This window comes from Pseudomonas sp. LBUM1655, from assembly GCF_059716085.1.
Window position 1 is genome coordinate 1,724,656 of sequence record NZ_CP166801.1, and the last position, 24,158, is coordinate 1,748,813.

The window sequence follows — 24,158 nt, forward strand, 5'->3', positions numbered from 1 at the left end:
CGAGAGTTTCCCGCCGTGAATCAACACCCCCTCGTCAGTATCGTCATCCCCGCCTTCAACCCGCGTTTCTTCGATCAGGCGCTGATGAGTGCGCTCGCGCAGACGTATGAGCACCTCGAAATCGTCATTTGTGACGACTCGGACGATGAGCAGATTCGCCAGATTGTCGAGTCGTTCGCCGAGCCGGCTCATCCGATCCGCTATCTGCGTAACCCGCAGCGTCTGGGGTTACAGAACAACGTGCTGCGTTGCGTCGAAGAGGCTCGTGGCGAGTTCGTCAAAGTGTTGTGCGATGACGATCGACTGTTCGCGCCGAGCATTGCCCTGCAGGCGCAGGTGCTGATTGATCACGCTGATGCCAATCTGGTGTTTGCCTTGCGCATGCTCAGCGACGCCGGCAATTTCCTCTTGCCGCCGCGCGTTGACAATTGCCGGTTCAGCCCGAACGACGCCTTGTTCAAGGGCGACGACATGCTGGCGATATTCGAATCCACGCCGTTGAATTTTGTCGGCAACTTCAGTGCCGCGTTGATGCGTCGCGCCGACGTGCTGGAGTTACTGCCTGCGCTTATTCAAGAGGGTGCAGGTTTTGTCGCCACGCTCGATTTCGCCTTGTTCGTGTGTCTGATGCGCCGCGGCAATATGGTCTCGCTCAACACCGTGCTGAGCACCGAGCGGTTGTACCCGGAGCGGCTGAGCCGTACGCCGGAAATGCTCAAGCGAGCGCGAGTGGAGTGGGAGTGGCTGGCGCAAATGCTTGTTGCCCGTAGTGGCGAAGCCGCGCCGGCGGCTGGCTGGGTGCGCTATATCGATTTGGCCAACATCAATGATCAGCCCCACGCCTGGCAAGAGCTGTGCGTGACGCGCATTCTCGGTAACCGCAATACCGTGGTCAGCGGCCGGGTCGGCGCCGAAAGCGAAAGCTATGACGATTTCTATCGGGAGTGGCTGTCGATCCGCTGCTTCTCGCCGGTCGAGCAACAGCAGATGCCGCAACGCATCGCCAGTTGGTCGACGCGGGCGCAGATTGTGCCGATTGTCATCGACCCTGACGGCGATATAGAAGCCTTGCAGGCCACGTTGCGCGCCATCGAGGCTCAGCTTTATGCACCGGCGGCGGTTGTGCTGCTTTCGGATGCGCAGTGCGATGTCGGCGAGCGAGTGCTGCGGTTGCCGTTTCAGGCCGACTGGGCGCAGCAACTCAACGCGGTGATCCCGCAACTGGAAGGTGCCGACTGGTTTTACCTGCTGCGTGCCGGCGACACCTTGCGCGAATCAGCGCTGTTGATTCTGGCCGAGCGCATCGCCGCAACGCCGGGCCTGTTGTGTGCCTACAGCGATGAGGGGGCGCTGATCGAAGGTGAATCAATCGAACCGGTATTCAAGCCGGACTTCAATCTCGATCTGATGCGCGCCTACCCTTATGTTGGACGCGCTCTGGCTTTCGAGCGTCAGCGCTATCTGGCTGTGGGTGGCTTCGATCCGGCCCATGGCGAACTCGCTCCGCATGACTTGTTGTGGCGCCTGGTGGAAGAAGCCGGCCCGCAGACCATCGAGCACATCGCCGAGATTCAGGTGGAGTCCAGCCTGACGTATGCCCAGTGGCTGTCGCTGCCGGAAGTGATCGATCACAACGCCGCGATGGTCGGCGCGCATTTGCAGCGCATCGGTGTGGATTACAGCATTCGTCATGAAGAGATGCCGCTGATCAACCGCGTTGACTATCACCACGCAGAAAATCCGCTGGTGTCGATCATCATTCAGGCCGGCGATTCGTTGCACGCCTTGCAGCGTTGCACCGAGAGCCTGATTGAGCATACCGCCTACAGTCGCTACGAAATTCTGCTGGTCGACACCGGCAGCACTGAGTCGGCGATGATCGAATGGCTGGCTGCCATGGCTCAATTGGGCGCCTCGATGCTGCGGGTCGTGCAGTACGCCGGAGCCGACAATGTCGCCGCCCTCCGTAACTTCGCCGCCGATCAGGCGCGGGGCGAGTATTTACTGCTGCTCGACGCCGAGGCGGTGATCTATGAAAGCGACTGGCTCGACGAACTGCTTAACCAGGCCCGGCGTCCGGAGGTTGCCGTGGTCGGTGCCCGCCTGCTCAGCCCTGAAGGGGCGATTGTCAGTGCCGGTTTGATTCTGGGGCTGGCGGGGCCGGTCGGTTCGCCATTTGCCGGTGAGTCGGCAAGCTCTCGCGGCTACATGCAGCGTCTGCACGTGGTGCAGAACTGGAGCGCGGTCAGCAGTCAATGCCTGATGGTCCGCAAGCAAGTTTTCGATGCGCTCGGGCAGTTCGATGGCGAGACGTTCGCGCGGGGTTTGAGCGACGTCGATCTGTGTCTGCGGGCAGGCAGCGATGGCTACCTGGTGGTCTGGACGCCTTATGCCAGTGTCGTGATTGCGCCGTTGACCGAGAATGCGCCGCTTGCCCTCTCTGAAAAAGAGGAAGAAGCGTTCCATCGCCAGTGGATGCCGAAAATCATCAAGGATCCGGCGTACAGTCCGTCGCTCAGCCTCGGCGTGTCGAGCTTCAGTCTGGAGCCGTCGTTGCGCAATAACTGGAATCCGTTCTGTTCCCGTCACTTGCCGTTGATTCTCGGGTTGCCGGTCAACAGTTCGGCTGTCGGTCATTACCGCGTGACCGGGCCGCTGGCCGAGCTTGAAGCCTCTGGCCGGGCGCTTGGCCGCTGGGCTTACGAGTCGCCTTCGACCGTCGAAATCGAGCGTCTGGCCCCGGATTCGATCATTCTGCAATGCCGCTATAGCGACGGTGCGGTCAGCGATATTCAGCGAATCAAGAAGTACTCCAGCGCGCTGCGAATCTTCGAACTCGACGACTACGTGATCAGTGCGCCAAAGAAAAACACCCACGCGCGCAATAAACCGGTCAACACCGAACAGATGCTGCGCGAAGGTATTGCGCTGTGTGATCGTGTGGTGGTTACCACCCAGGCACTTTCCGATGCGTTGTCGAGCATGCACAGCGATATTCGCATTGTGCCGAATATGCTTTCGCCGGAGCCGTGGGCGACCCTGACCAGTCACCGTCGTACCTCGAGCAAGCCGCGCGTGGGTTGGGGTGGCGGCACCAGCCACTCGGGGGATCTTGAGATCATTGCCGAGGTCGTTCGGGAACTGGCGAACGAAGTCGAGTGGGTATTCTTCGGCATGTGCCCGGACGAGTTGCGTCCCTACATTCATGAATTTCATTCGGCCATCAGCCTGCAGAGCTACCCGTTCAAACTGGCCAGTCTGAACCTCGACCTGGCACTGGCGCCGTTGGAATTCCATATTTTCAATGACTGTAAGAGCAACCTGCGTCTGCTGGAGTACGGTGCCTGCGGCTACCCGGTGATCTGCACCGACACCGAGGCCTATCGCGGGCACCTGCCATGCACCAAGGTCTACAGCAACAGCACCGCAGAATGGCTGCAAGCGATTCGCATGCACCTCGCCGACCCGGACGCCAGCTACCGCATGGGCGACGAACTGAAGGAAGCGGTGCACCGTGATTTCATGTTACGCGGTGACAACCTCAATCATTGGTTGTGGGGCTGGTTGCCGGATTGATCTGAACTCGGCGGGCAAAAAAACGCAGGTGACCTCACGGTTGCCTGCGTTTTTTTTGTCTTGCTCTCAGCCTTTAATGGCACTGGTCGATAAATTCCAAATGTGTGCCCACTCAAGCGAGGAGTGCCTCGCCCCAGGGACAGGATTCAACAACAACGCAAGGAAGGAACACATGGCAGTGATAAATGGAACGGGTGAAGCAGACTACCTCATCGGTACTCCTGACAATGACGAACTCTACGGGCTGGAGTCCGGGGATTTGCTCTATGGGGGGGAAGGGGCTGATCTGCTGAATGGCGGTGAGGGCTTTGACTGGGTCGATTACCGTGGTTCTGCCGCAGCGATCAGTATCGAGTTTCAGGATGGTTCGGTGATCGCCCATGGCGGTGAAGCTGAAGGCGATACGTTGATCGAAATTGAAGGCGTCATGGGCACTCAATTCGACGATACCTTCATTGGCAATATCGCTGGACTGACTCTGGATGGTCAGGACGGCGATGACATCTACATCATTGGCAGCGATGACGTGAAAATTGTTGAGGGAGTAGGTGGTGGATACGACGAGCTCCGCACGACGCTCAACAACATGCAGATGGACGCTTCCGTTGAAAAAATGACCTTCACCGGCACCGGCGATTTCACCGGTTATGGAAATGCCGGTGACAACCTGATCATTGGTGGTGCCGGCAATGATCTGCTGTTCGGGGGAAACGGCGCGGATCACTTTGTTGGTGGTGAGGGTTTTGACACGGTCAGCTACGCCGACAGTAGTGAAGGCGTGTTCATTGATATGGCGCAAGGCTGGATGTCTACCGGTTTCGCCAACGGTGATACGTTCACCGGAATCGAAGCCATTCAGGGTTCAGGCTTTGACGATGTACTGTTTGGCAAGGAAGCCGGGCAAGCGTTCGATGGTGGCGATGGCTACGACGTTCTGAACTATTCCGATTCATCGGAGGCTGTCAGTGTTGAGCTGCGTATCGGTGGTCTGGTCAGCAATGTGGAAAAAATCGTCGGCTCCCTGCTGGACGACCATTTCACGATCGACACCGGTGGCGTAACGGTTGACGGTAGTCAGGGCAATGATGTCTACATCATCAACAGTACCGGTGTGACCATTTCCGAAATAGAGAGTGGTGGTGTGGACGAGCTGTATACCAGTCTGTCAGTGATGACCATGGATCCGTTCATCGAGCGCATGACTTATACCGGCACGGGTGACTTCACCGGCCATGGCAATGCCGGTGACAACATGCTGACGGGCGGCGCCGGCAATGACGTGTTGTCGGGTGGCGCGGGCAGTGATGCCTTTTACGGTGGTGCGGGGATCGACATTGTCAGTTATGACGACAGTGATGCCGGGGTAAACATCAATCTGGCGTGGGGTTCACAAACCGGTATTGCCTCGGGTGACACGTTCTACGATATCGAAGGCCTGCGCGGCAGTCAGTTTGATGATTGGCTGGATGGGGATTCGAATGGCAATTATCTGGAGGGTGGTGCCGGTAACGATTTCATTCGCGGTGGCGAAGGGGCCGATCACATTTATGGCGGGTTGGCATCCGGTCTCGACGGCACGGCACCGCAGGGCGATACGCTTTGGGGGGGCGAGGGTGATGACGTTATCGTCAGCGCTGCCAACGACCTGGCTACTTTTGCCAGTGGCGATGAGGGAAATGACACTATCACGGTCAATCGGGGCAGTGCTGACGGCGGCGACGGCAATGATGTTCTGACCGGCACCGGCAGCTATTACACGTTGTCCGCAGGCAACGGCGATGACCTGCTGATCCTGAACCTCGTGGGCAGCCAGGGCACGGGTGGTCAGGCGCGTGGCGGTGAGGGTGATGACACCTATGTCGTGAACACCACGGGGTTGGTGACCATTCAGGAATATGGCAGCAGTCTTAACGACACGCTGGTGTTGAACACCATCGCCAATGCCAGCCAGTTGAGTGTCACTCGGGTGGGCAAGGACGCCTATTTGCACAGTGCCAATGATGGCAGTAGCGGCGTTCCAGCCAGTGGCGTGAAGCTGGAAAACTGGTACGCGCAGGGCAACACCATCGAGCATATCCAGACGGCCGACGGCATGATCTACGATCTGCCGGCCACCGGTGACGCTTTCGCCCTATTTGGTTGATCCTTTGACGCCTTCAACTTGAGGCGTGCGCGATGAAGGGATGAGTCCACTGTTGGATTCGTCCCTTTTTTATGCCCGTCGCACTGCCGACGCAGCGTCCATCGAGCTGGCGCGTTTCCTGCAAGTCCCCCTCAAATCGCCATAAAACGAGCGCTCGCGGTCATTGACCCGCGCCCGGATTGGCAAAGGTTTAGCCAAAAGGCCTGCAACCGCTTGGCCGAGTCAGGTGAAGAACAAGAGGGGAGACGATGAAGGCAGTTATTTTGGCGGGTGGCCTCGGCACGCGCATCAGTGAAGAGTCGCACCTCAAGCCCAAACCGATGATCGAGATCGGCGGCAAGCCAATTCTCTGGCACATCATGAAGCAGTATTCCGCCCACGGAATTCACGACTTCGTGATCTGCCTTGGCTACAAGGGCTATGCGATCAAGGACTTCTTCGCCAATTACTTCCTGCACACCTCCGACGTCACCTTCAACATGCGCGAAAACCGCATGGACGTGCACCAGAACTACAGCGAGCCATGGAGCGTCACGCTGATCGACACCGGCGAGGAAACCATGACCGGTGGCCGTCTGCTGCGTGCCGCGCGTTATCTGAAGGATGAGGAGGCGTTCTGCTTCACCTACGGCGACGGCGTCTCCGACATCAACATCGCTCAGCTTGTGGATTACCACAAAGCTCACGGCCGTCTCGCGACCGTCACGGCGGTGCAGCCGCCGGGTCGCTACGGTGCCCTTGAACGTCAAGGCGATCAGGTGCTTGGCTTCACCGAAAAACCTCGTGGCGACGGCGGCTGGATCAACGGCGGCTTCTTCGTGCTCTCCCCCAAAGTGATGCCGTACATCAGCGGTGACGAGACGACCTGGGAAGCCGAACCTTTGGCCCGTCTGGCCGAGGACGAACAATTGAAAGCCTTCGAGCACGAAGGTTTCTGGCATCCAATGGACACCCTGCGCGACAAGAACCATCTTGAAGCGCTGTGGATGAGCGGGGAGGCCCCATGGAAGCAATGGGCCTGAGTGCTGATTTCTGGCGTGGCAAGCGTGTGCTGGTCACCGGCCACACCGGTTTCAAAGGCAGCTGGCTGACCCTGTGGCTGCAAAGCCTTGGCGCGCAAGTCAGCGGATTTTCCCTCGATCCATCGACCGAACCAAGCCTGTTCGAACTGGCGCGGGTCCACGAAGGCATCAACGACCAACGCGGCGATCTGCGTGATCTCGGCGCCTTGCTGGAGATCATCGCTGACACCGAGCCTGAAATTGTCCTGCATCTGGCGGCCCAGCCGCTGGTGCGTGAAGGTTATCGTGATCCGCTCGGCACTTACTCCAGCAACGTTATGGGCACGTTGAACCTGCTTGAGGCGATCCGTCAGGTCGGTTGCGTGCGCGCCTGCGTGCTGGTGACCACCGACAAGGTCTACGCCAACAAGGAATGGCTGTGGCCATACCGCGAGGACGAAGCCCTCGGTGGTCACGATCCTTACAGCAGCAGCAAGGCTTGCTGTGAATTGCTGGCGCAGTCTTATGCGGCGTCGTTCTTCCCGGCTGAAAAGTACGCCGAACACGGTCTGGCCCTGGCCACGGCGCGTGCCGGCAACGTTTTGGGCGGCGGTGATTTCGCCCCGGAACGACTTATTCCCGACGTACTCAAGGCCTGGACGGCAGACGAGCCGGTGACCCTGCGCTACCCGCAAGCCGTGCGCCCATGGCAGCACGCGCTGGAGCCATTGGCTGGGTATCTGCAACTGGCCGCCGGCCTCTACGAACAAGGCCCGGAATACGCCGGTGCGTGGAACTTTGGCCCGAGCGAAGCGGATATGTGCAGCGTCGGCGAAGTGGTCGAATTGCTCGCCAGTGGCTGGCCACAGGCGCGTGGGCTGCGCATCGAGCCGAGCGAACTGCATGAGGCCGGTCTGCTGCGTCTGGACAGCAGCCGCGCACGTCAACTGCTTGCCTGGCAACCACGCTGGACCTTGCAGCAATGCCTGGCCCAGACCCTCGACTGGCATTTGGCGTGGCAGAACGGTGACGACATGCGCGCCGTCACTCTCGGCCAACTGAATCTATACCGAGGCGCGCTGTGAGCGAGTTCTCCTTGCACGCATTGCCGCTGTCCGGACTGTTCAGTGTCCAGCACAAACGCTTCGAAGATCAGCGCGGGCACTTCGCTCGACTGTTCTGCGAAGGCAGTTTGAGTGCGTTTGGCAGCGAATTTCACATCCGTCAGATCAACCATTCCTGCACCCGCGAGAAGGGCAGTGTGCGTGGTCTGCATTATCAAAACGCGAATGCGCCGGAAGCCAAACTCATCACCTGCCTGCGCGGTGAAGTCTGGGATGTGGCGGTGGATTTGCGTCCCGATTCCGAAACTTTTTTGCACTGGCACGCCGAGCACCTGAAGGCCGGTGACGGTCGCAGCCTGTTGATACCGGCCGGGTTCGCCCACGGTTTCCAGACGCTGACCGAAGATGCTGAGTTGCTCTACCTGCACAGCGCCGATTACGCGCCGGAGCACGAGGGCGGTCTGTCGGTGAACGATCCACGGCTGGCGATTGCCTGGCCGTTGCCTGTCAATAATTTGTCAGTGCGTGATTCCAGCCATCCCGCGCTCGATCAACACTTTGCTGGAGTGCGTCTATGAACTGCCGTGGGTGCGCCGCACCGTTGAGTCTGCCGCTGATCGACCTCGGTACCTCGCCACCGTCCAATGCTTACGTGCATGCCGATCGCCTGGAACAGGCCGAGCAATGGGTGCCATTGAAGGTCGCCGTGTGCGAGCAATGCTGGCTTGTGCAGACCGAGGACTACACCCGCGCCGACAGCCTGTTCGACGCCGAATACGCCTACTTCAGTTCGTTTTCAAGCACCTGGCTGGCGCATGCCGAGCGCTATGTGGCCGAGATGGTCGAACGCTTTGGCCTGAGCACTGAAAGCCGTGTGGTTGAAGTCGCCGCCAACGACGGTTACCTGTTGCAGTACGTCGCCGGTCGCGGCATCCCGTGCCTGGGCGTCGAACCGACTCGCAGCACCGCGCAGGCAGCGCGGGAAAAAGGTCTGGAGATTCGTGAGCTGTTCTTCGGTCGCGACACGGCCGCGCAGCTGAAAAAAGAGGGCTGGGGCGCCGACCTGATGGCGGCCAACAATGTGCTCGCGCATGTGCCGGACATCAACGATTTTCTGGGCGGTTTCGCGGCACTCCTCAAGCCTGCCGGCGTAGCCACTTTTGAATTCCCGCAACTGCTGACGCTGATGGCCGGCGCGCAGTTCGACACGCTCTATCACGAGCACTATTCCTACCTGTCGCTGACCGCCGTGCAGACCCTGTGCGAGCGCAATGGTCTGGAAGTGTTCGACGTCAGCCAGTTGAACACTCACGGTGGCTCGCTGCGGGTGTTCGTGCAGCGCAAGGACGGCGAGCGCCGCGCGGTACAACCGGCCGTGCAGCAACAGTTGCAGGCTGAACTCGATGCGGGTGTGAAAACTGCCGCGTACTACACGACCCTCGCGCCTGCTGCCGAACGCATCAAGCATGAACTGCTGCGCTTCCTGTTGCAGGCCAAGGCCGATGGCAAGCGTGTGGTTGGCTACGGTGCAGCGGCCAAGGGCAATACCTTGCTCAATTACGCCGGGGTCAAACCCGACCTGCTGGCGTGGGTGGCCGATGCCAACCCGCACAAGCAGGGCAAGTTCATGCCGGGCAGTCGCATCCCGATTGTCGCGCCGGCGCAGATCGACATCGAGAAACCGGACTATGTGCTGGTGCTGCCATGGAACCTGCTGCACGAAGTCAGTCAGCAACTGGCGCAAGTGCGTCAATGGGACGGCCGCTTCGTGATCGCCGTGCCTGAGTTGAGCGTGCTGTGAAAGTGCTGGTGACGGGAGCCACGGGCTTCGTCGGCCGGCATCTGGTCGCGGCATTGCTGGCGCGCGGCTGCGCAGTGCGAGCCGTGGCGCGCAATGCAGAAACCGCGCAGGGCATGCCGTGGATCAACGACGTCGAATTCGTCGCGGCGGATATTCACGCCGCCGATCTCGACGTCGTTGCATTGACCGAGGATGTCGATGCGCTGGCGCATCTGGCCTGGCCGGGGTTGCCGAACTATCGCGCGTTGTTTCATTTCGAGCACAACCTGATGGCCGATTATCGCTTTATCAAGAGCGCGGTCGAGGCGGGCGTGAAGCAGGTTCTGGTGACCGGTACCTGCTTTGAATATGGGATGCAGAGCGGGCCGCTAAGCGAAAGTGCCGAGCCGCGCCCGAGCAATCCCTACGGGTTGGCCAAGCATACGTTGCACCTGTTTTTGCAGAATCTGCAGCAGGAACATCCGTTCACCTTGCAATGGGCGCGACTGTTCTATCTGCATGGCGAAGGGCAGAACCCCAACAGTCTGTTGGCCGCACTGGATCGAGCGATCGATGCGGGCGAACCATCGTTCAACATGTCTGCCGGCGAACAACTGCGCGACTTTCTGCCGATCAAGACCGCTGCCGATAACCTTGCCGCGATCCTGCATCAACGCGATTTCAATGGCGTGATCAATTGCGCCAGCGGTCAGCCAGTGTCGGTACGCGCGCTGGTCGAACAACGCCTGCGTGAGCGCGGCAAGTCCATCGAGCTGAACCTCGGCCACTACCCATACCCAACCCACGAACCGCTGGCGTTCTGGGCGGTGACCGAGCGTTTGCAACAGTTATTGGGAGAGCCGCAATGAGGCACGAGTTGTACCGCGTCACCAATTTGCCGGTGCTGCAGAACCGCACCTTCGCCGATCCCGAGTCGGCGCAGGCCTCGGCCAGTGCCGACATGCTGCTGGTGCAGGATGAGCGCAGCGGCTTGATCTTCAACGCCGCGTTCGACGCCGACAAACTCAGCTACGACGCCGACTATCAAAACGAGCAGGCGCATTCCGGCCAGTTCCAGAAGCACCTGAGCGACGTTGAAGGGATCATCGCCAAACACTTCAAGGGTCAGGAACTGATCGAAGTTGGCTGTGGCAAAGGCTACTTCCTTGAGTTGCTCAAGGGCCTCGGCTACTCGATCACCGGCATCGATCCGGCTTACGAAGGCGAAAATGCCGACGTGATCAAGGCACCGTTCACTCGCGGTCTTGGCCTGGCGGCGGACGCTATCGTGCTGCGTCATGTGCTTGAACACATCGAGGACCCGCTGAGCTTCCTGTCGGTGATCGCCGAAGCCAATCAGGGCGGGCAGATCTACATCGAAGTGCCGTGCTTCGACTGGATCCTCGAGCACAAAGCCTGGTTCGACCTGTTCTACGAACACGTCAATTATTTCCGCCTCGATGACCTGCGCCGGATGTTCGGCACCGTGCACGAGGCCGGTCACCTGTTCGGTGGCCAATACCTGTACATCGTCGCCGACCTTTCAACGCTGCGCCTGACCCCGGAACAACCGGTGCCACGCCTGACGCTGCCTGACGGTTTCACCGCCAGCCTCGAGCGCGCGGTGCAGATCATTCAGTCCGCCCCCGAGCAGGGTTCGGCGATCTGGGGCGCCTCGTCCAAAGGCGTGATCTATTCGCTGGCCCTGCAACGTGCGGGAGTGGCGGTGGATCGTGTGGTGGATATCAACCCGGCCAAGCAGGGTCGTTATCTGCCGTTGAGCGGCGCTCGCGTGTCCTCGCCGCAAGAGGCCATGGACGCCTTGCCCGAAGGCGCCAACCTGTTTGTGATGAACTCCAATTACCTCGAAGAAATCAAGCGGATGACCGGTGGACGCTACGTCTATCACGCCGTCGATAGCGCTTCGTTCCAGTGACCATTGAGATTTTGACCATGACCGACAACAGCATTAACCAAGCCTTTGAAGCCGAATGCCGCGAGCAGATCGCCCAGCAAGGTGACGACCAGAAACTCACTGGCCTGGCCCGTGATTTCTTCAACGAATCGGCCAAACACAAGTACAGCTACCACTTCTCGTGGATGGGTCGCCCGATCATTCAGTTGCCGCAAGACATGATGGCGATGCAGGAGATCATCTGGCAGGTCAAACCGGATCTGGTTATCGAGTGCGGCATCGCCCACGGCGGTTCGATCATCTACTACGCCTCCCTGCTGGAGCTGCAAGGCCACGGCGAAGTGCTGGGCATCGACCTCGATATTCGCCCGCACAACCGTGAAGCGATCGAAAGCCATCCGATGGCCAAGCGCATCAAGATGATCGAAGGTTCGAGCATCGACGCGGCCATCGCCGCTCAGGTGCAAGCCGCAGCCGCCGGCAAGAAAGTCATTCTGGTGCTCGACTCCAACCACACCCACGATCACGTGCTCGAAGAGCTGCGTCTGTACGCTCCGCTGGTGTCGGTCGACAGCTACTGCGTGGTCATGGACACCGTGGTTGAAGACATGCCGGCCGATTTCTTCCCGGACCGTCCATGGGGCCCGGGCGATAACCCGAAAACCGCGGTATGGAAATACCTGGAAGAGAACAAGGATTTCGAGATTGACCAGCAGCTGCAAAACAAACTGCTGATCACCGTGGCGCCGGACGGTTATCTGCGTCGCGTTCGTTAATCAAAAACAGTTTCAGGCATCAGGCGTCTGGCCGGTTGTGGGGATAGGAAAAATGCAGGTTCAAAGCAGCACTCAAACCAACACGACACCGCTGAACGAGCTGTTCACGGTGGTGGTGATCACCCACAACCGCAATGCGTTTCTGCGTCGTACATTGCAGTACTACAGCAGCTACGCGGCCAAGGTGCTGGTGCTGGATTCGACGGTGCAGGGCGATGATCGCATCGCTGTCGATTTTCCGTCGGTGGACTATCGTCATTTGCCGCAGTACTCCTACAAAGGCCTGCAGGAAAAGCTCAGTTGGGGCGTGCAGCAGGTGACTACGCCGTACATGGTGTTTGCGGCCGACGATGATTTCCTGATCCATGACGCACTGACGGCCTCCGTGGATTTCCTCCAGGCCAATCCTGACTACGGCCTGTGCCACGGCTACGGGTTCATGTACCTGACCCGTGCCAGCGAAGTGACCTATTACCGTCGCGACAAGCTTATTCAGGAAGACTATGACTCGGCACAGCCGGAAACCCGTGTCATGGAATTCATGGGGCAGTTCCTGCCGCCGTTCTATGCGGTGACCCGAACCGATCTGCTAAAGCAGTGGTATAGCTTGCTGCCGGCGGGCACCAGTTTCGAATGGCAGGAAATCGGTCACACGTTTTATCTGTTGGCGTGCGCCAAGGCGCGGGTTCTGCCGATTGCTTTTGCGGTGCGCGAAGCCAACTACGGCAGCTCTGATCACAACACCAACGTGTTGACGGTCCTGACTTGGCAAGACGCGAAAACCGTAGCCGAGCGCGAGCGCTTTGCCGAGTTTTTGGCGTCGATCCCTACTGCTTTCAGTGGTCAGGATCCGGCCGCGATCAAGCAGATTGCCCTGAACAGTTTTGCCGAAATGGCTGACTGCCTGCTCAAGGGGCGTTCGCTGTCCGGTGCAGCGATTTTCCGCTCGGCGTGGATTGAGCCGGGTCAGGAGCCGGTGCGCTCATTCGCGCCCGAGCAATTTGTCGAGATGCCGTTCTACAACAAGCCGGTTTTCGACTTGTTGACCGAGTACGAATTCCTGCTGCACGCCATGCCTGCCGGGCGCCTGCAACTGCAGGAGCTGGAAGGTGTGTTGCTGCGTCAGCACGAATTGATGCGTGTTCATCCCAATGACGATGAACGGACGATTCGCGCGCGTCTATGGGAAGCGCTGACCCTGAACATGTTCAATCGCGAGGTAGTCGAACGCCTGGCCGAGTCCATGCTTGCCAGTGAAGAGCCTGAAGAAGGGGTGAAGCTACAGGCCTGGCTGGAGCGTTTGAATTCGGTACCGGGGCAACAGGAGCGCAAGCTTTTCGAAAACATGCCGACCGGGCGGCTGCTGCAATGGCTCGAAGCGCGTGATCCCGAGCCTGCGCAACTGCCAGCAATCACCCGGCACCTGACCAGCCATGCCGGCGGTCCGCAAATGGGCATTCTCCTGCTGGATCTGGATGCCGACATGGTCAAGCTGCAGACGACCTTCGACAGCCTGGTTGGCGGCCATTGCAAGGCGTTCAAACTGGTTGTACTCACCACCGGGGAGTTGCCGGCGACCACGACCGTGCGCGATACCGTGCATTTCGTCAAAGTGACCACGACCAACTACGTCGAGCGGATCAATCAACTGCTGCCTCAGATCGGTAGCGACTGGATCATGCTCGCCGAGGCGGGGGTCCAGTTCACTGCCAGCGGTCTGCTGCGTGCAAGCCTTGAACTACTGGGGGCCGAAGGAGTGCGCGCCGTGGCGATGGATGAAATCCAGCGTCAGCCGGGCGGTGCGCTGGCGGATGTGTTCCGTCCGGGGGTCAACTTCGACCTGCTGCAAACCGTGCCGTCGATGATGGCGCGACACTGGTTGTTCCAGCGCGATGTGTTGGTTCAGGCCAAAGGCTTCGCCGCCGAGTACAGCGATGCGCTGGAATTCGACCTTTTGCTGCGCTTGATCGAAGACGGCGGGCTGGCTGGCCTTGCTCATCTGGCGGAGCCGTTGCTGATCTGCGACGCACCGCCTGCTGAAGAAAACGCTCATGAGCGTCAGACCCTGACACGTCATCTCGCCAAGCGCGGATACCGCGGCCAAGTGGGTTCGACGTTGCCGCAAACCTGGCAAATCGACTATCAGCACAGCGAACGGCCGCTGGTGTCGATCATTCTGCGTAGTGAGGACAACCTCGAAGCGTTGCAGTCGGCGCTGGTCAGCCTGCTGCAACGAACCCGCTATCAGCGCCACGAAATCCTCATTGTCGACAACCATAGCCAGTCTGCGGAACTGGCTGAATGGCTGGGCAATCTGGAGGGCAAGGGTGAGCGAGTTCGGGTGCTGCGCAGCAGCGAGCGGTTGAGCGAATCGGCGTTGTACAACCTCGCTGGCGCTGAAGCGAAAGGTGAATACCTGGTGCTGTTTTCCGCGCGCGCCGAAGTGGTCAATGCCAACTGGCTTGATGCACTGCTCAATCAGGCGCAACGGCCCGAAGTCGGGATCGTCGGAGCGAAACTGCAGGATGCACGTGGCGTCACCACTCAGGGTGGCTTGATTCTGGGACTCAACGATCTGCTTGGCGCGGCGTACGTCGGTGAGAAAAAAGACGCTCCGGGCTACCTGTTCGGCCATCTGGTCGAACAGAACTATTCGGCGGTGTCCGGCGCCTGTCTGATGATTCGCAAAGCACTGTTCGAAGCACCCGGTGGTCTGGATGAAGAACATTTCGACACGGCGTTCGCCGACATTGATCTGTGTCTGAAAGCAGCCGATGCCGGTTACCTGACGGTCTGGTGCCCACAAGCGCAAATCCAGCATCCGGGCGTGCTCCCTGAAGCGCCGCAACTGGCTGCCGCGCTACGTGACAAGTGGCAGGCTCGCTTCGCTCAAGACACGGCTTACAACCAGAACCTTTCCCTGACCGGCAAGGGCTTTACTCTCGGCGCTGCGTCCAGTGTGAACTGGGCGCAGTTGCTCGCCTGACGCCTCGTGCACAGGAAACAGGACTCTAGACATGTTCAACGGTAAATCGATTTTCATCTCCGGCGGCACTGGCTCGTTCGGGCGTAATTTCATTCGTCGCCTGTTGGAGCAATACCAACCCAAGCGCGTGGTGGTGTTCTCCCGCGATGAGCTCAAACAGTACGAAATGCAGCAGACGTTCAACGCGCCGTGCATGCGCTATTTCCTTGGCGATGTGCGCGACGCCGATCGTTTGCGTCAGGCCATGCGCGGTATCGATTACGTGGTTCACGCCGCCGCGCTCAAACAAGTGCCGGCAGCGGAATACAACCCGACCGAGTGCATTCGTACCAACGTCAACGGCGCTGAAAACATCATCGCCGCCGCCATCGATAACGGCGTGAAGAAAGTTGTCGCGCTGTCCACCGACAAGGCTGCCAGCCCGATCAACCTGTACGGCGCGACCAAGTTGCTGTCGGACAAACTGTTTGTCGCCGCCAATAACATTGCCGGCGAGCAGCAGACCCGGTTTGCCGTGGTGCGTTATGGCAACGTGGCCGGTTCGCGCGGTTCGGTAGTGCCGTTCTTCAGCAAGCTGATCGCTGACGGGGCCACCGAACTGCCGATCACCGACGAGCGCATGACGCGTTTCTGGATCACCCTCGATCACGGTGTGCAGTTCGTGCTCGACAGCTTTGCACGCATGCACGGCGGTGAAGTGTTTGTGCCGAAGATCCCGTCGATCCGCGTTGTCGATCTGGCCCGGGGCATGGCCGAGCATCTGCCGCATAAAAACGTCGGCATCCGTCCGGGGGAAAAACTCCATGAGCTGATGGTGCCGCTGGACGATGCGCGGATGACCCTTGAATTCGAGGATCACTACACCATCCAGCCATCGATTCGCTTCACCAGCGTCGATGTCGATTTTGCCGTGGACAAGCTCGGCGAGCGCGGCCAGCCGGTGAGTGAGGACTTCGAATACCGCTCCGACACCAACCCGCAGTTCCTCTCGGTGGGACAGATCGCTGACCTGCACGCGAAGCTCTCGGCATGATTCCCTACGGCCGCCAGAGCCTCGATCAGGCTGACATCGATGCGGTGGTCGAGGTATTGCAGTCGGATTGGCTGACCCAGGGTCCGACCATCGAGCGTTTCGAGCAGGCGATGGCCGAACGTTGTCAGGCGAATTATGCGGTGGCGGTGTGCAACGCCACCGCAGCGCTGCACATTGCCTGTCTGGCGGCCGGACTTGGCCCGGGCGACCGCCTGTGGACGACGCCGAACACCTTTCTGGCGTCGGCCAACTGCGGGCGTTATTGCGGCGCCGACGTTGATTTTGTCGATATCGATCCGCTGACCTGGAACCTCGATGCTTTCGCGCTGGCAGCGAAGCTGGATCAGGCCGAGCAGGACGGCACACTGCCAAAAGTACTGGTGGCGGTGGCGTTTTCCGGTCAGAGCTGCGACATGCGCAAGATCGGCGAGTTGGCCGAGCGCTACAACTTCACCGTCATCGAAGATGCCTCCCATGCAGTGGGCGCCAGCTATGCCGGGCGGCCGGTCGGGTGCGGCGAATTCGCCGCGATGACCGTGTTCAGCTTCCACCCGGTGAAGATCATCACCAGCGCCGAGGGCGGCATGGTCTTGACCAATCGCCCGGAACTGGCCGAGCGCTTGCAACGCCTGCGCAGCCACGGCATGACCCGCGATCCGCAGCAGATGACTGAAGCCAGCCACGGCCCGTGGTATTACCAGCAAGTGGAACTGGGCTTCAATTATCGGATCACCGACTTGCAAGCCGCGCTCGGTTTGTCGCAACTGAACAAACTGGACGGTTTCATCGCCCGTCGACGCGAGCTGGCGGCACGTTACGCGAATTTGCTGACATATTTGCCCGTGACCTTGCCGAGCGCCCAACCGCTCGCTGAATCCGCCTGGCATCTGTACGTGATCCGCTTGCAGACCGATCGGATCAATCTCAGCCACCGCCAGGTCTTCGAAGGCTTGCGCGCGGCCGGAGTCGGGGTGAATCTGCACTATATTCCACTGCATTTGCAGCCGTACTATCGCGACCTGGGTTTCGCCGAGGGAAACTTCCCCGAAGCCGAGCGCTATTACGCCGAAGCGATCAGCCTGCCGCTGTTTCCTTTGCTGAGCGATCAGCAGCAGGACTATGTGGTCGAGCAATTGCGACAGTTGACTGAGTGAACACCGCTGTGGCGGTGGATGGGAAATGGCAATGCGCAATCTGAGTGAACAGGAACAATTCTGGCTGGGTGACTTCGGCAACGAGTACGTTGCGCGCAACGTCGGGCAATCGCTGGTGGCGGCCAATCTGGCGTTGTTTGCCAAGGCGTTGGCGAGAACGGGTCGGATCGACAGCCTGTTGGAACTCGGTACCAATGTCGGGAACAACTTGCAGGCACTACATCAACTGTTGCCGCAATGCGAGTTGTCCGGCGTCGAGATCAACGCCAATGCCTGTGCACAGGCCAAAGCACTGGACATCGCAAAGATCTGGCACGGTTCGCTGTTCGACTTTCCCTACGAACGCTCCTACGATCTGACGCTGAGCAAAGGCGTGTTGATTCATCTTGCCCCGGAACTGTTGCCGAAGGCCTACGCGCAGCTGTACGAGCTCAGCCAGCGCTATATCCTGATCGCGGAGTACTACAATCCGGCGCCGGTGGAAGTGTCCTATCGCGGCAACAGCGGCAAACTGTTCAAACGTGATTTCGCCGGTGAAATGCTTGATCGCTACGCTGATCTGCACCTGCTGGATTACGGCTTCGTGTATCACCGTGACCGGCAATTTCCTGCTGACGACGTCACCTGGTTCCTTATGGAAAAACGCCCTTGAGCAACGTTGCAATCATCCCGGCCCGCGGGGGCAGCAAACGCATCCCGCGCAAGAATCTTGCGCCGTTCGATGGCGTGCCGATGATTGTCCGTTCGATTCGCACGGTGCTGGACTCGGGATTGTTCGACGAGGTTGTGGTCAGTACTGACGACGAAGAAATCGCCGAACTCGCGCGGGCTCATGGCGCCACGGTGCCATTTTTGCGTCCTGCGCATCTGGCCGATGATTTCACCGGCACGGCAGCGGTGATCGTGCATGCCTTGCAGCAACTGCCAGCGTTTGATTACGCCTGTTGCGTCTATGCCACGGCGCCGTTGTTGCAGGCGCGGTTTCTGCGTGAAGGCTTCGAATTGCTGGAGCAGCAGTGCGACAAGTCCTTCGCGTTTTCTGTTTGCAGCTTTGGTTTTCCCGTGCAGCGCGCGTTGACGCTAGACGGGCAGGGTGCGCTGACGGCGTTGTATCCGGAGTTTCGTAATACCCGCTCGCAGGATCTGCCTGAAGCATTCCAGGATGCCGGTCAGTTCTACTGGGGCCGATGCCAGGCATGGCTGCGCGGTGAGGTCTTGTATTCGCCAGCCAGTCTGCCGGTAATCCTGCCTCGGCATCTGGTGCAGGACATCGACACCGTCGAAGACTGGAAACGCGCGGAATACCTGTATGCCGCGCTCAAGGCTGGCGGGGAAATGCAATGAGAGTGCTGATCCGTGCGGACGCGTCGCCGACCATCGGCAGTGGTCACATTGCCCGTTGCCTGACGCTGGCCCGGGTGTTGCGCAAGCAGGGCAGTCACGTCGCATTTGCCTGTCGGCGCTTGCCGGGGCATCGGCTTGATGCGTTGCAGGCAGAGGGTTTCGAGACGTTCGCGTTACCCGAACGCTATGCCGAAGAAGATCCACAGCAGGCCATCGAATCGATGCTGCCGTGGCAAGCGGACATTGATGCACTGGATGTATTGCTCGACGGCCATGAAGGGTTCGACTGGATCATTGCCGACCACTATGGCCTCGATCATCACTGGCAAACGGCGGCCCGGCGTTGGGCGTCACGGATTGCAGCAGTGGATGATCTGGCCACTCGGCGCTATAGCGTTGACCTGCTGCTCAATCAGAACCTCTCCGGCCTGAGCGAGAATTACGCGCCGCTGTTGCCTGACGGTTGTCGCACATTGCTTGGTCCGCGCTTTGCCATGCTGCGCGAGGAGTTCATTTGCCCAGCCGTCGAGATCAAGTCCAAGGCCCGCCGGGTATTGGTGAATTTCGGCGGTTTCGACGCGGCGATGCAGACTCATCACGCGATGCTGGCGCTGGCGGAATTTCCCGAGCTCGAAGTGGATTTCGTCGCCGGCGCCGACAACCCGGCATGGGCACAGATGCAGGCCCTGGCCAAGACACGGCCAAATTGGCGATTGCACAGTTTTGTCAGCGATTTCCATCAACGTATGACCGAGGCCGATCTGTTTATCGGCGCCGGCGGTGGCACCAGTTGGGAGCGCGCGGCACTGGGGCTGCCAACGATCTGCATAGCCGTGTCGAATAATCAGCAGGCCAACGGCGAAGTCATGGCGGCGGCTGGCGCGCATGTGTTCATGGGCGCCCGCGAGCAGGTCAGTGTCGAGCAATTGCGCCAAGCCATCGGCTTGGTCGTCGACAATGTTTATCTGCGCCAAAGCCTGGCCGAACGTTCGCGGCAATTGGTCGACGGGCGCGGCGCGCTGCGGGTTGCGGCGGCATTGGCGGGCGCGGTGCTCAAGGTGCGCCCGGCCACGCTGGACGACGCGCAGTTGTTGTTTGACGGACGCAATGCCGAGGCGGTACGCCGCTGGTCACTGGACGCTGGCGTTATCGACTGGAAGCAACATCTGGACTGGCTGACTGCGAGCTTGCGTAACCCTCAGCGGCTGCTGTTGGTCGCTGAAGGCGATGACGGCCCGGTCGGCGTTCTGCGCTATGACTTGCGTGGTTTTGACGCGGAGGTCTCGCTGTATTTGCTGCAAGGGCGTTTTGGTCTCGGCTGGGGCGGTGCACTGTTGGCGCGGGGCGAAGCGTTCGCCGCTGCACATTGGCCGCAGATGAGCGCGATCACCGCTCAAGTGTTGCCGGCCAACCAAGCCTCACTGAATGTTTTTCGCGACGCCGGGTTCACTCAAAGTGCCTGCGCGTTCACCCGTGTTTTGAAGGATCACCGCAAATGAGCAGTTTCAAGATTGGCAATCGCCTGATCGGTGCCGACGCGCCGCCGTTCATCATTGCCGAGATGAGCGGCAACCATAACCAGTCGCTGGACGTTGCTCTGCAAATCGTCGAGGCGGCGGCCAAGGCCGGGGCGCATGCGCTGAAACTGCAAACCTATACGGCCCAGACCATGACACTGGACCTGGCAGAGGGTGAGTTCTTTATCAAGGATCCGGGCAGCCTGTGGGCGGGCACTTCGCTCTACGAGTTGTATGAAAAGGCCCATACGCCGTGGGAGTGGCATGCGCCGATCTTTGCCCGCGCGAAAGAACTGGGGATGCTCGCGTTCTCGACGCCGTTCGATGACAGCGCGGTGGATTTTCTCGAAAGCCTCGATGTGCCGGCCTACAAGATTGCCAGTTTCGAAAATACTGATCTGCCGTTGATTCGTCGTGTCGCCGCCACTGGCAAGCCGCTGATTATTTCTACCGGCATGGCCAGCATCGCAGAGCTCGATGAAACCGTGCGCGCTGCCCGTGAGGCCGGCTGCAAGGATCTGGTGTTGCTCAAGTGCACCAGCACTTATCCGGCGACACCGCTTAACAGCAACGTGCGCACGATCCCGCATCTGCGTGAGCTGTTTGGATGCGAGGTCGGGCTGTCTGACCACTCGATGGGCGTCGGCGTGTCGGTCGCTGCTGTGGCGCTCGGTGCAACGGTGGTGGAAAAACACTTCACCCTCGACCGTTCGGCAGGTGGGGTGGATGCCAGTTTTTCGCTGGAACCTGCGGAAATGGCCAGTCTGGTGCTTGAGACCGAGCGTGCCTGGCAGGCCATGGGCCAAGTGCAATACGGCCCCACCGAGGCCGAGCGCAAGTCGCTGGTCTACCGCCGTTCGCTGTACGTCACCGCCGACATGGCGGCGGGCGAGGCCTTCACCGCTGCCAATCTGCGTGCCATCCGCCCCGGTCTCGGTCTGCCGCCCAAGCACACCGATGCGGTTCTCGGGCGCCACGCTCGCGCCGCGATCAAGCGCGGTACGCCGCTGGATTGGTCATTGGTCGAATAACCCGATCTACAACCGATTCGGCAAAATAGCGTGACCTGCGAGTCATAACGCGCATCTTCACTGTATTGTATTGATCGGGGAGATGGCGCCTGGCCCTTTATCGGTTCCAGTGATAGCCCTTTGCGCTCCCCTCTGGTTGCCCGTTGTGGCAGCCATTTTCTGTTTGTCGGCGCCCCTCGAATCCTTGCGAGCGGTGGTTTTGGGCTGTTTTTTATTGGGAAGCCGTAATGATTGGCATAAAAAGCATTGCGAGCTACGTTCCTGTAGCCGGCGTGGACAATTACGCACAAGGTGCAAAATTCGAGAAGGATGAAGACTTCATCCTTGGCAAGATCGGCTCGGCATTCCTGCCGCGCAAAGACGCTGAACAAGAAACCTCCGATCTGTGCGTTGAAGCGGCCAATGCGCTGTTTGCCAGCAACCCTGAGCTGAAACGTGAGTCGATCGACGCGCTGATCGTCGTCACTCAGAACGGTGACGAAGAAGGCCTGCCGCATACTGCCGCGATCGTGCAGGACAAGCTCGGTCTGCCGACCAATGTCGCGGCGTTCGATATTTCCTTGGGCTGCTCCGGTTACGTCTACGGCATCTATGCGATCAAGGGCTTCATGGAAGCCGCAGGCCTGAAGAACGGTTTGCTGATCACCGCTGACCCTTATTCGAAGATCGTCGACCCGGAAGATCGCAACACCACCATGCTCTTCGGCGATGCCGCCACCGCCACCTGGATGGGCGAAGATCCGACCTGGGCGTTGGGTAAAGCCAAGTTCGGCACTGACGGCTCCGGCGCTCCGCACCTTAAGGTCAGCAATGGTGTGTTCTTCATGAACGGTCGTCAGGTGTTCAACTTCGCGCTGCTCAAAGTCCCGGCGCATCTGCATGAATTGCTCGACGATTCCGGCCTCAAGGCTGACGACATCGATGCGTTCTGCATTCACCAGGGCAGTGCGGCAATTGTCGATGCGGTGGCGCGGCGCTTCGAAGGCGAGCCGGAGAAGTTCATCAAGGATATGGTCGAGACCGGCAATACCGTGTCGTCGAGTGTTCCGTTGCTGCTGGAAAAACACGTGCTCGATTCTGACTGGAGTCGCGTTGCGATCAGCGGTTTCGGCGTTGGTTTGTCCTGGGGGTCGGCGATTATCTATCGTCCCTGAGTCACCTGTTTTTCTATAAAACGCGGCACAAAAAAGCGCTCAAGGTGTAACCTTGAGCGCTATTTTTTTGCCCGGATGTCAGGCGAGGCGCCATGAGCGAGTTTTTTCAATCCAATATCCAGATCATCGAAAAGCGCTGGCCTGCGGTGGCTGCGCGTCTGCTGAGCGAAGACCCGAGCTCGTTGCAGGCCGATCTGGTGGAAGGACTGGGCTCGACCTTGAGCGTCAATGGCATTCAGTTGACCAGTCGGCATGACCGTATGCGTGAAGCGCAGGTGCAGGCCGCAAGCCTGGCAGCCGACAGCCCGGTGTTACACATCTACGGTGCCGGGTTGGGCGATCTGCAACACGAGCTGCTGCTACGTCCGGCACTCGCGCAATTGCACGTGCACATTCTCAATGGCGCCGTGTTTTCGCTGGTGCTGCAACTGCTTGATCAAGCACCGTGGCTCGGCGATTCACGCGTCCAGTTGCACTACGCCGGTGATCGCGAGGAAATCTGCCTGCCTTTCTTTGCCTTGCCGTCCGAGCTGGTGCTGGCAGACGACTACAACGCGAAAATCCGCGACCGACTGATCAGCGAGACGCACCTTACGTTCAATAATCGCGAGTTCGATCCGCACGCTGCGCACATTGTCGAACGCTTGCATGCCAGTCAGACGCTGATGCACGTCGATGCGGATGTCGCCGAGCTGTTCGGCACATGCGCGGGCATGCCGGTGTTTGTGATTGCGACAGGGCCGAGCCTGGAAATGCACTTCCAGCGATTGCGGACGATCCGCGAGCAACAGCCACGGCCGCTGTTTATCTGTGTCGACACCGCGTATAGACCGTTGCTTGAAAAGGGGATTCGCCCCGACATCGTGGTTACGATCGATCAGCGCATTGCCGAGCGTCACTTGCCGCCGGCCGGTACGAGCGCCATTCGTCTGGTGTATATGCCCATGGTCGATCCGTCAGTGTTGAGTGCCTGGCAAGGCCCGCGCTATGTAGCCTATTCACCTAGTTCGATCTATCAGGCCTTGCGCCAGCAATTTCCCAGAGGTGAATTGCATGGGGGCGGTAGCGTGATCCACCCTGCAGTGGATCTGGCGGTGAAAATGGGTGCCGGGGAAATCACCCTGTTCGGTGCCGACTTTGCCTTCCCGGGCGACAAGACCCATGCCGGCTGGAATGACGGTGAACTGGGACCTCAACTCGGTGCGGCGAAACACTGGGTGCTCGATGGCCACGGCCAACGCATCAAAACCCAACTCAACTTCCGTAGCTATCTGTGCGAACTGGAGCGCTTTATCGCCGGGCATCCTCAGGTGCGCTTTTACAACAGCAGTCGGGCCGGGGCGATCATTGCCGGGACCGCCTTTCATCCGGAGTTGGCGCTATGAGTGCAATGTTTGTCGAGCAGGCACAGCAGTGTGCGACGTTGTTCCGGCTGGGGCGTGACGTTGAGGCAGGGTTGGCGATGATTGATCTGGCCGCTGCGCTGCAACCATCCTTCGATCAAGCGGGTGCGGATAATCAACACCAATGGCTGCAGGTTCTCAGTCTGATGCTGGAATGTCAGGAGGCGCAAAACTGGCTGGCACTGGCGGATTACCTCGAATACGAATTGACTCAACTGATCACGGACAGTCTGTCCGTTTAGACAATTTCTCCCCACTCGTCGGTTCTGGCTCCCGATCTT

Annotated in this window: 19 protein-coding genes; all 19 read left to right on the forward strand. The window is 59.5% G+C overall.

Features of this window, described 5'->3' with window-relative positions:
* Positions 1 to 15: 15 nt before the first annotated feature.
* The 19 genes from ACA074_RS07720 (at position 16) to ACA074_RS07810 (ending at position 24,119) form a co-directional block, all read left to right on the forward strand.
* A complete protein-coding gene (locus ACA074_RS07720) occupies positions 16 to 3,576 on the forward strand; it encodes a glycosyltransferase (protein WP_497678729.1) in 3,561 nt (1,186 codons plus the stop codon).
* Between the two features lie 172 nt (positions 3,577 to 3,748).
* Positions 3,749 to 5,719, forward strand: coding sequence for a calcium-binding protein (locus ACA074_RS07725; RefSeq protein WP_497678730.1), 1,971 nt, complete (start codon positions 3,749 to 3,751; stop codon positions 5,717 to 5,719).
* 248 nt (positions 5,720 to 5,967) lie between these two features.
* On the forward strand, positions 5,968 to 6,741 hold the full coding sequence (gene rfbF, locus ACA074_RS07730; protein WP_401271033.1) for a glucose-1-phosphate cytidylyltransferase: 774 nt from the start codon (positions 5,968 to 5,970) through the stop codon (positions 6,739 to 6,741).
* On the forward strand, positions 6,723 to 7,805 hold the full coding sequence (gene rfbG, locus ACA074_RS07735; protein ID WP_187677356.1) for a CDP-glucose 4,6-dehydratase: 1,083 nt from the start codon (positions 6,723 to 6,725) through the stop codon (positions 7,803 to 7,805). Before rfbF ends, rfbG begins: the two co-directional genes overlap by 19 nt.
* On the forward strand, positions 7,802 to 8,362 hold the full coding sequence (locus ACA074_RS07740; RefSeq protein WP_187677357.1) for a dTDP-4-dehydrorhamnose 3,5-epimerase family protein: 561 nt from the start codon (positions 7,802 to 7,804) through the stop codon (positions 8,360 to 8,362). Before rfbG ends, ACA074_RS07740 begins: the two co-directional genes overlap by 4 nt.
* Positions 8,359 to 9,585: a methyltransferase domain-containing protein gene (locus ACA074_RS07745; RefSeq protein ID WP_497658943.1), complete on the forward strand. Its 1,227-nt coding sequence runs from the start codon at positions 8,359 to 8,361 to the stop codon at positions 9,583 to 9,585. Before ACA074_RS07740 ends, ACA074_RS07745 begins: the two co-directional genes overlap by 4 nt.
* On the forward strand, positions 9,582 to 10,433 hold the full coding sequence (locus tag ACA074_RS07750) for an NAD-dependent epimerase/dehydratase family protein (protein WP_497658944.1): 852 nt from the start codon (positions 9,582 to 9,584) through the stop codon (positions 10,431 to 10,433). The genes ACA074_RS07745 and ACA074_RS07750 overlap by 4 nt, the downstream gene beginning before the upstream one ends.
* The gene (locus ACA074_RS07755) at positions 10,430 to 11,500 is read left to right on the forward strand and encodes a class I SAM-dependent methyltransferase (RefSeq protein ID WP_497678731.1); all 1,071 of its coding nucleotides are present in this window, start codon (positions 10,430 to 10,432) and stop codon (positions 11,498 to 11,500) included. The genes ACA074_RS07750 and ACA074_RS07755 overlap by 4 nt, the downstream gene beginning before the upstream one ends.
* Before the next feature lie 17 nt (positions 11,501 to 11,517).
* A complete protein-coding gene (locus ACA074_RS07760; RefSeq protein ID WP_187677361.1) occupies positions 11,518 to 12,255 on the forward strand; it encodes a cephalosporin hydroxylase family protein in 738 nt (245 codons plus the stop codon).
* Positions 12,256 to 12,307: 52 nt separating this feature from the next.
* Positions 12,308 to 15,241 carry a TIGR00180 family glycosyltransferase gene (locus ACA074_RS07765; protein ID WP_497678732.1) on the forward strand — a complete coding sequence of 978 codons (2,934 nt, stop codon included), beginning with the start codon at positions 12,308 to 12,310 and terminating at the stop codon, positions 15,239 to 15,241.
* A 31-nt stretch (positions 15,242 to 15,272) separates the two neighbouring features.
* The gene (gene pseB, locus ACA074_RS07770; protein ID WP_305442024.1) at positions 15,273 to 16,274 is read left to right on the forward strand and encodes a UDP-N-acetylglucosamine 4,6-dehydratase (inverting); all 1,002 of its coding nucleotides are present in this window, start codon (positions 15,273 to 15,275) and stop codon (positions 16,272 to 16,274) included.
* A complete protein-coding gene (pseC, locus tag ACA074_RS07775) occupies positions 16,271 to 17,428 on the forward strand; it encodes a UDP-4-amino-4,6-dideoxy-N-acetyl-beta-L-altrosamine transaminase (protein WP_401271047.1) in 1,158 nt (385 codons plus the stop codon). Before pseB ends, pseC begins: the two co-directional genes overlap by 4 nt.
* Before the next feature lie 31 nt (positions 17,429 to 17,459).
* A complete protein-coding gene (locus ACA074_RS07780; RefSeq protein ID WP_489878505.1) occupies positions 17,460 to 18,080 on the forward strand; it encodes a pseudaminic acid biosynthesis-associated methylase in 621 nt (206 codons plus the stop codon).
* Positions 18,077 to 18,772, forward strand: coding sequence for a pseudaminic acid cytidylyltransferase (pseF, locus tag ACA074_RS07785; protein ID WP_497678733.1), 696 nt, complete (start codon positions 18,077 to 18,079; stop codon positions 18,770 to 18,772). The genes ACA074_RS07780 and pseF overlap by 4 nt, the downstream gene beginning before the upstream one ends.
* Positions 18,769 to 20,271, forward strand: a complete 1,503-nt coding sequence (pseG, locus tag ACA074_RS07790; RefSeq protein ID WP_497678734.1) for a UDP-2,4-diacetamido-2,4,6-trideoxy-beta-L-altropyranose hydrolase — start codon at positions 18,769 to 18,771, stop codon at positions 20,269 to 20,271. Before pseF ends, pseG begins: the two co-directional genes overlap by 4 nt.
* Entirely contained in the window at positions 20,268 to 21,320 is a 1,053-nt protein-coding gene (pseI, locus tag ACA074_RS07795; protein WP_497658947.1) for a pseudaminic acid synthase, read from the forward strand. Before pseG ends, pseI begins: the two co-directional genes overlap by 4 nt.
* Before the next feature lie 227 nt (positions 21,321 to 21,547).
* Entirely contained in the window at positions 21,548 to 22,474 is a 927-nt protein-coding gene (locus tag ACA074_RS07800) for a ketoacyl-ACP synthase III (RefSeq protein WP_401271060.1), read from the forward strand.
* A gap of 92 nt (positions 22,475 to 22,566) precedes the next feature.
* Entirely contained in the window at positions 22,567 to 23,859 is a 1,293-nt protein-coding gene (locus tag ACA074_RS07805; RefSeq protein WP_497678735.1) for a motility associated factor glycosyltransferase family protein, read from the forward strand.
* A complete protein-coding gene (locus tag ACA074_RS07810) occupies positions 23,856 to 24,119 on the forward strand; it encodes a hypothetical protein (RefSeq protein WP_187677370.1) in 264 nt (87 codons plus the stop codon). The genes ACA074_RS07805 and ACA074_RS07810 overlap by 4 nt, the downstream gene beginning before the upstream one ends.
* Positions 24,120 to 24,158 lie beyond the last annotated feature (39 nt).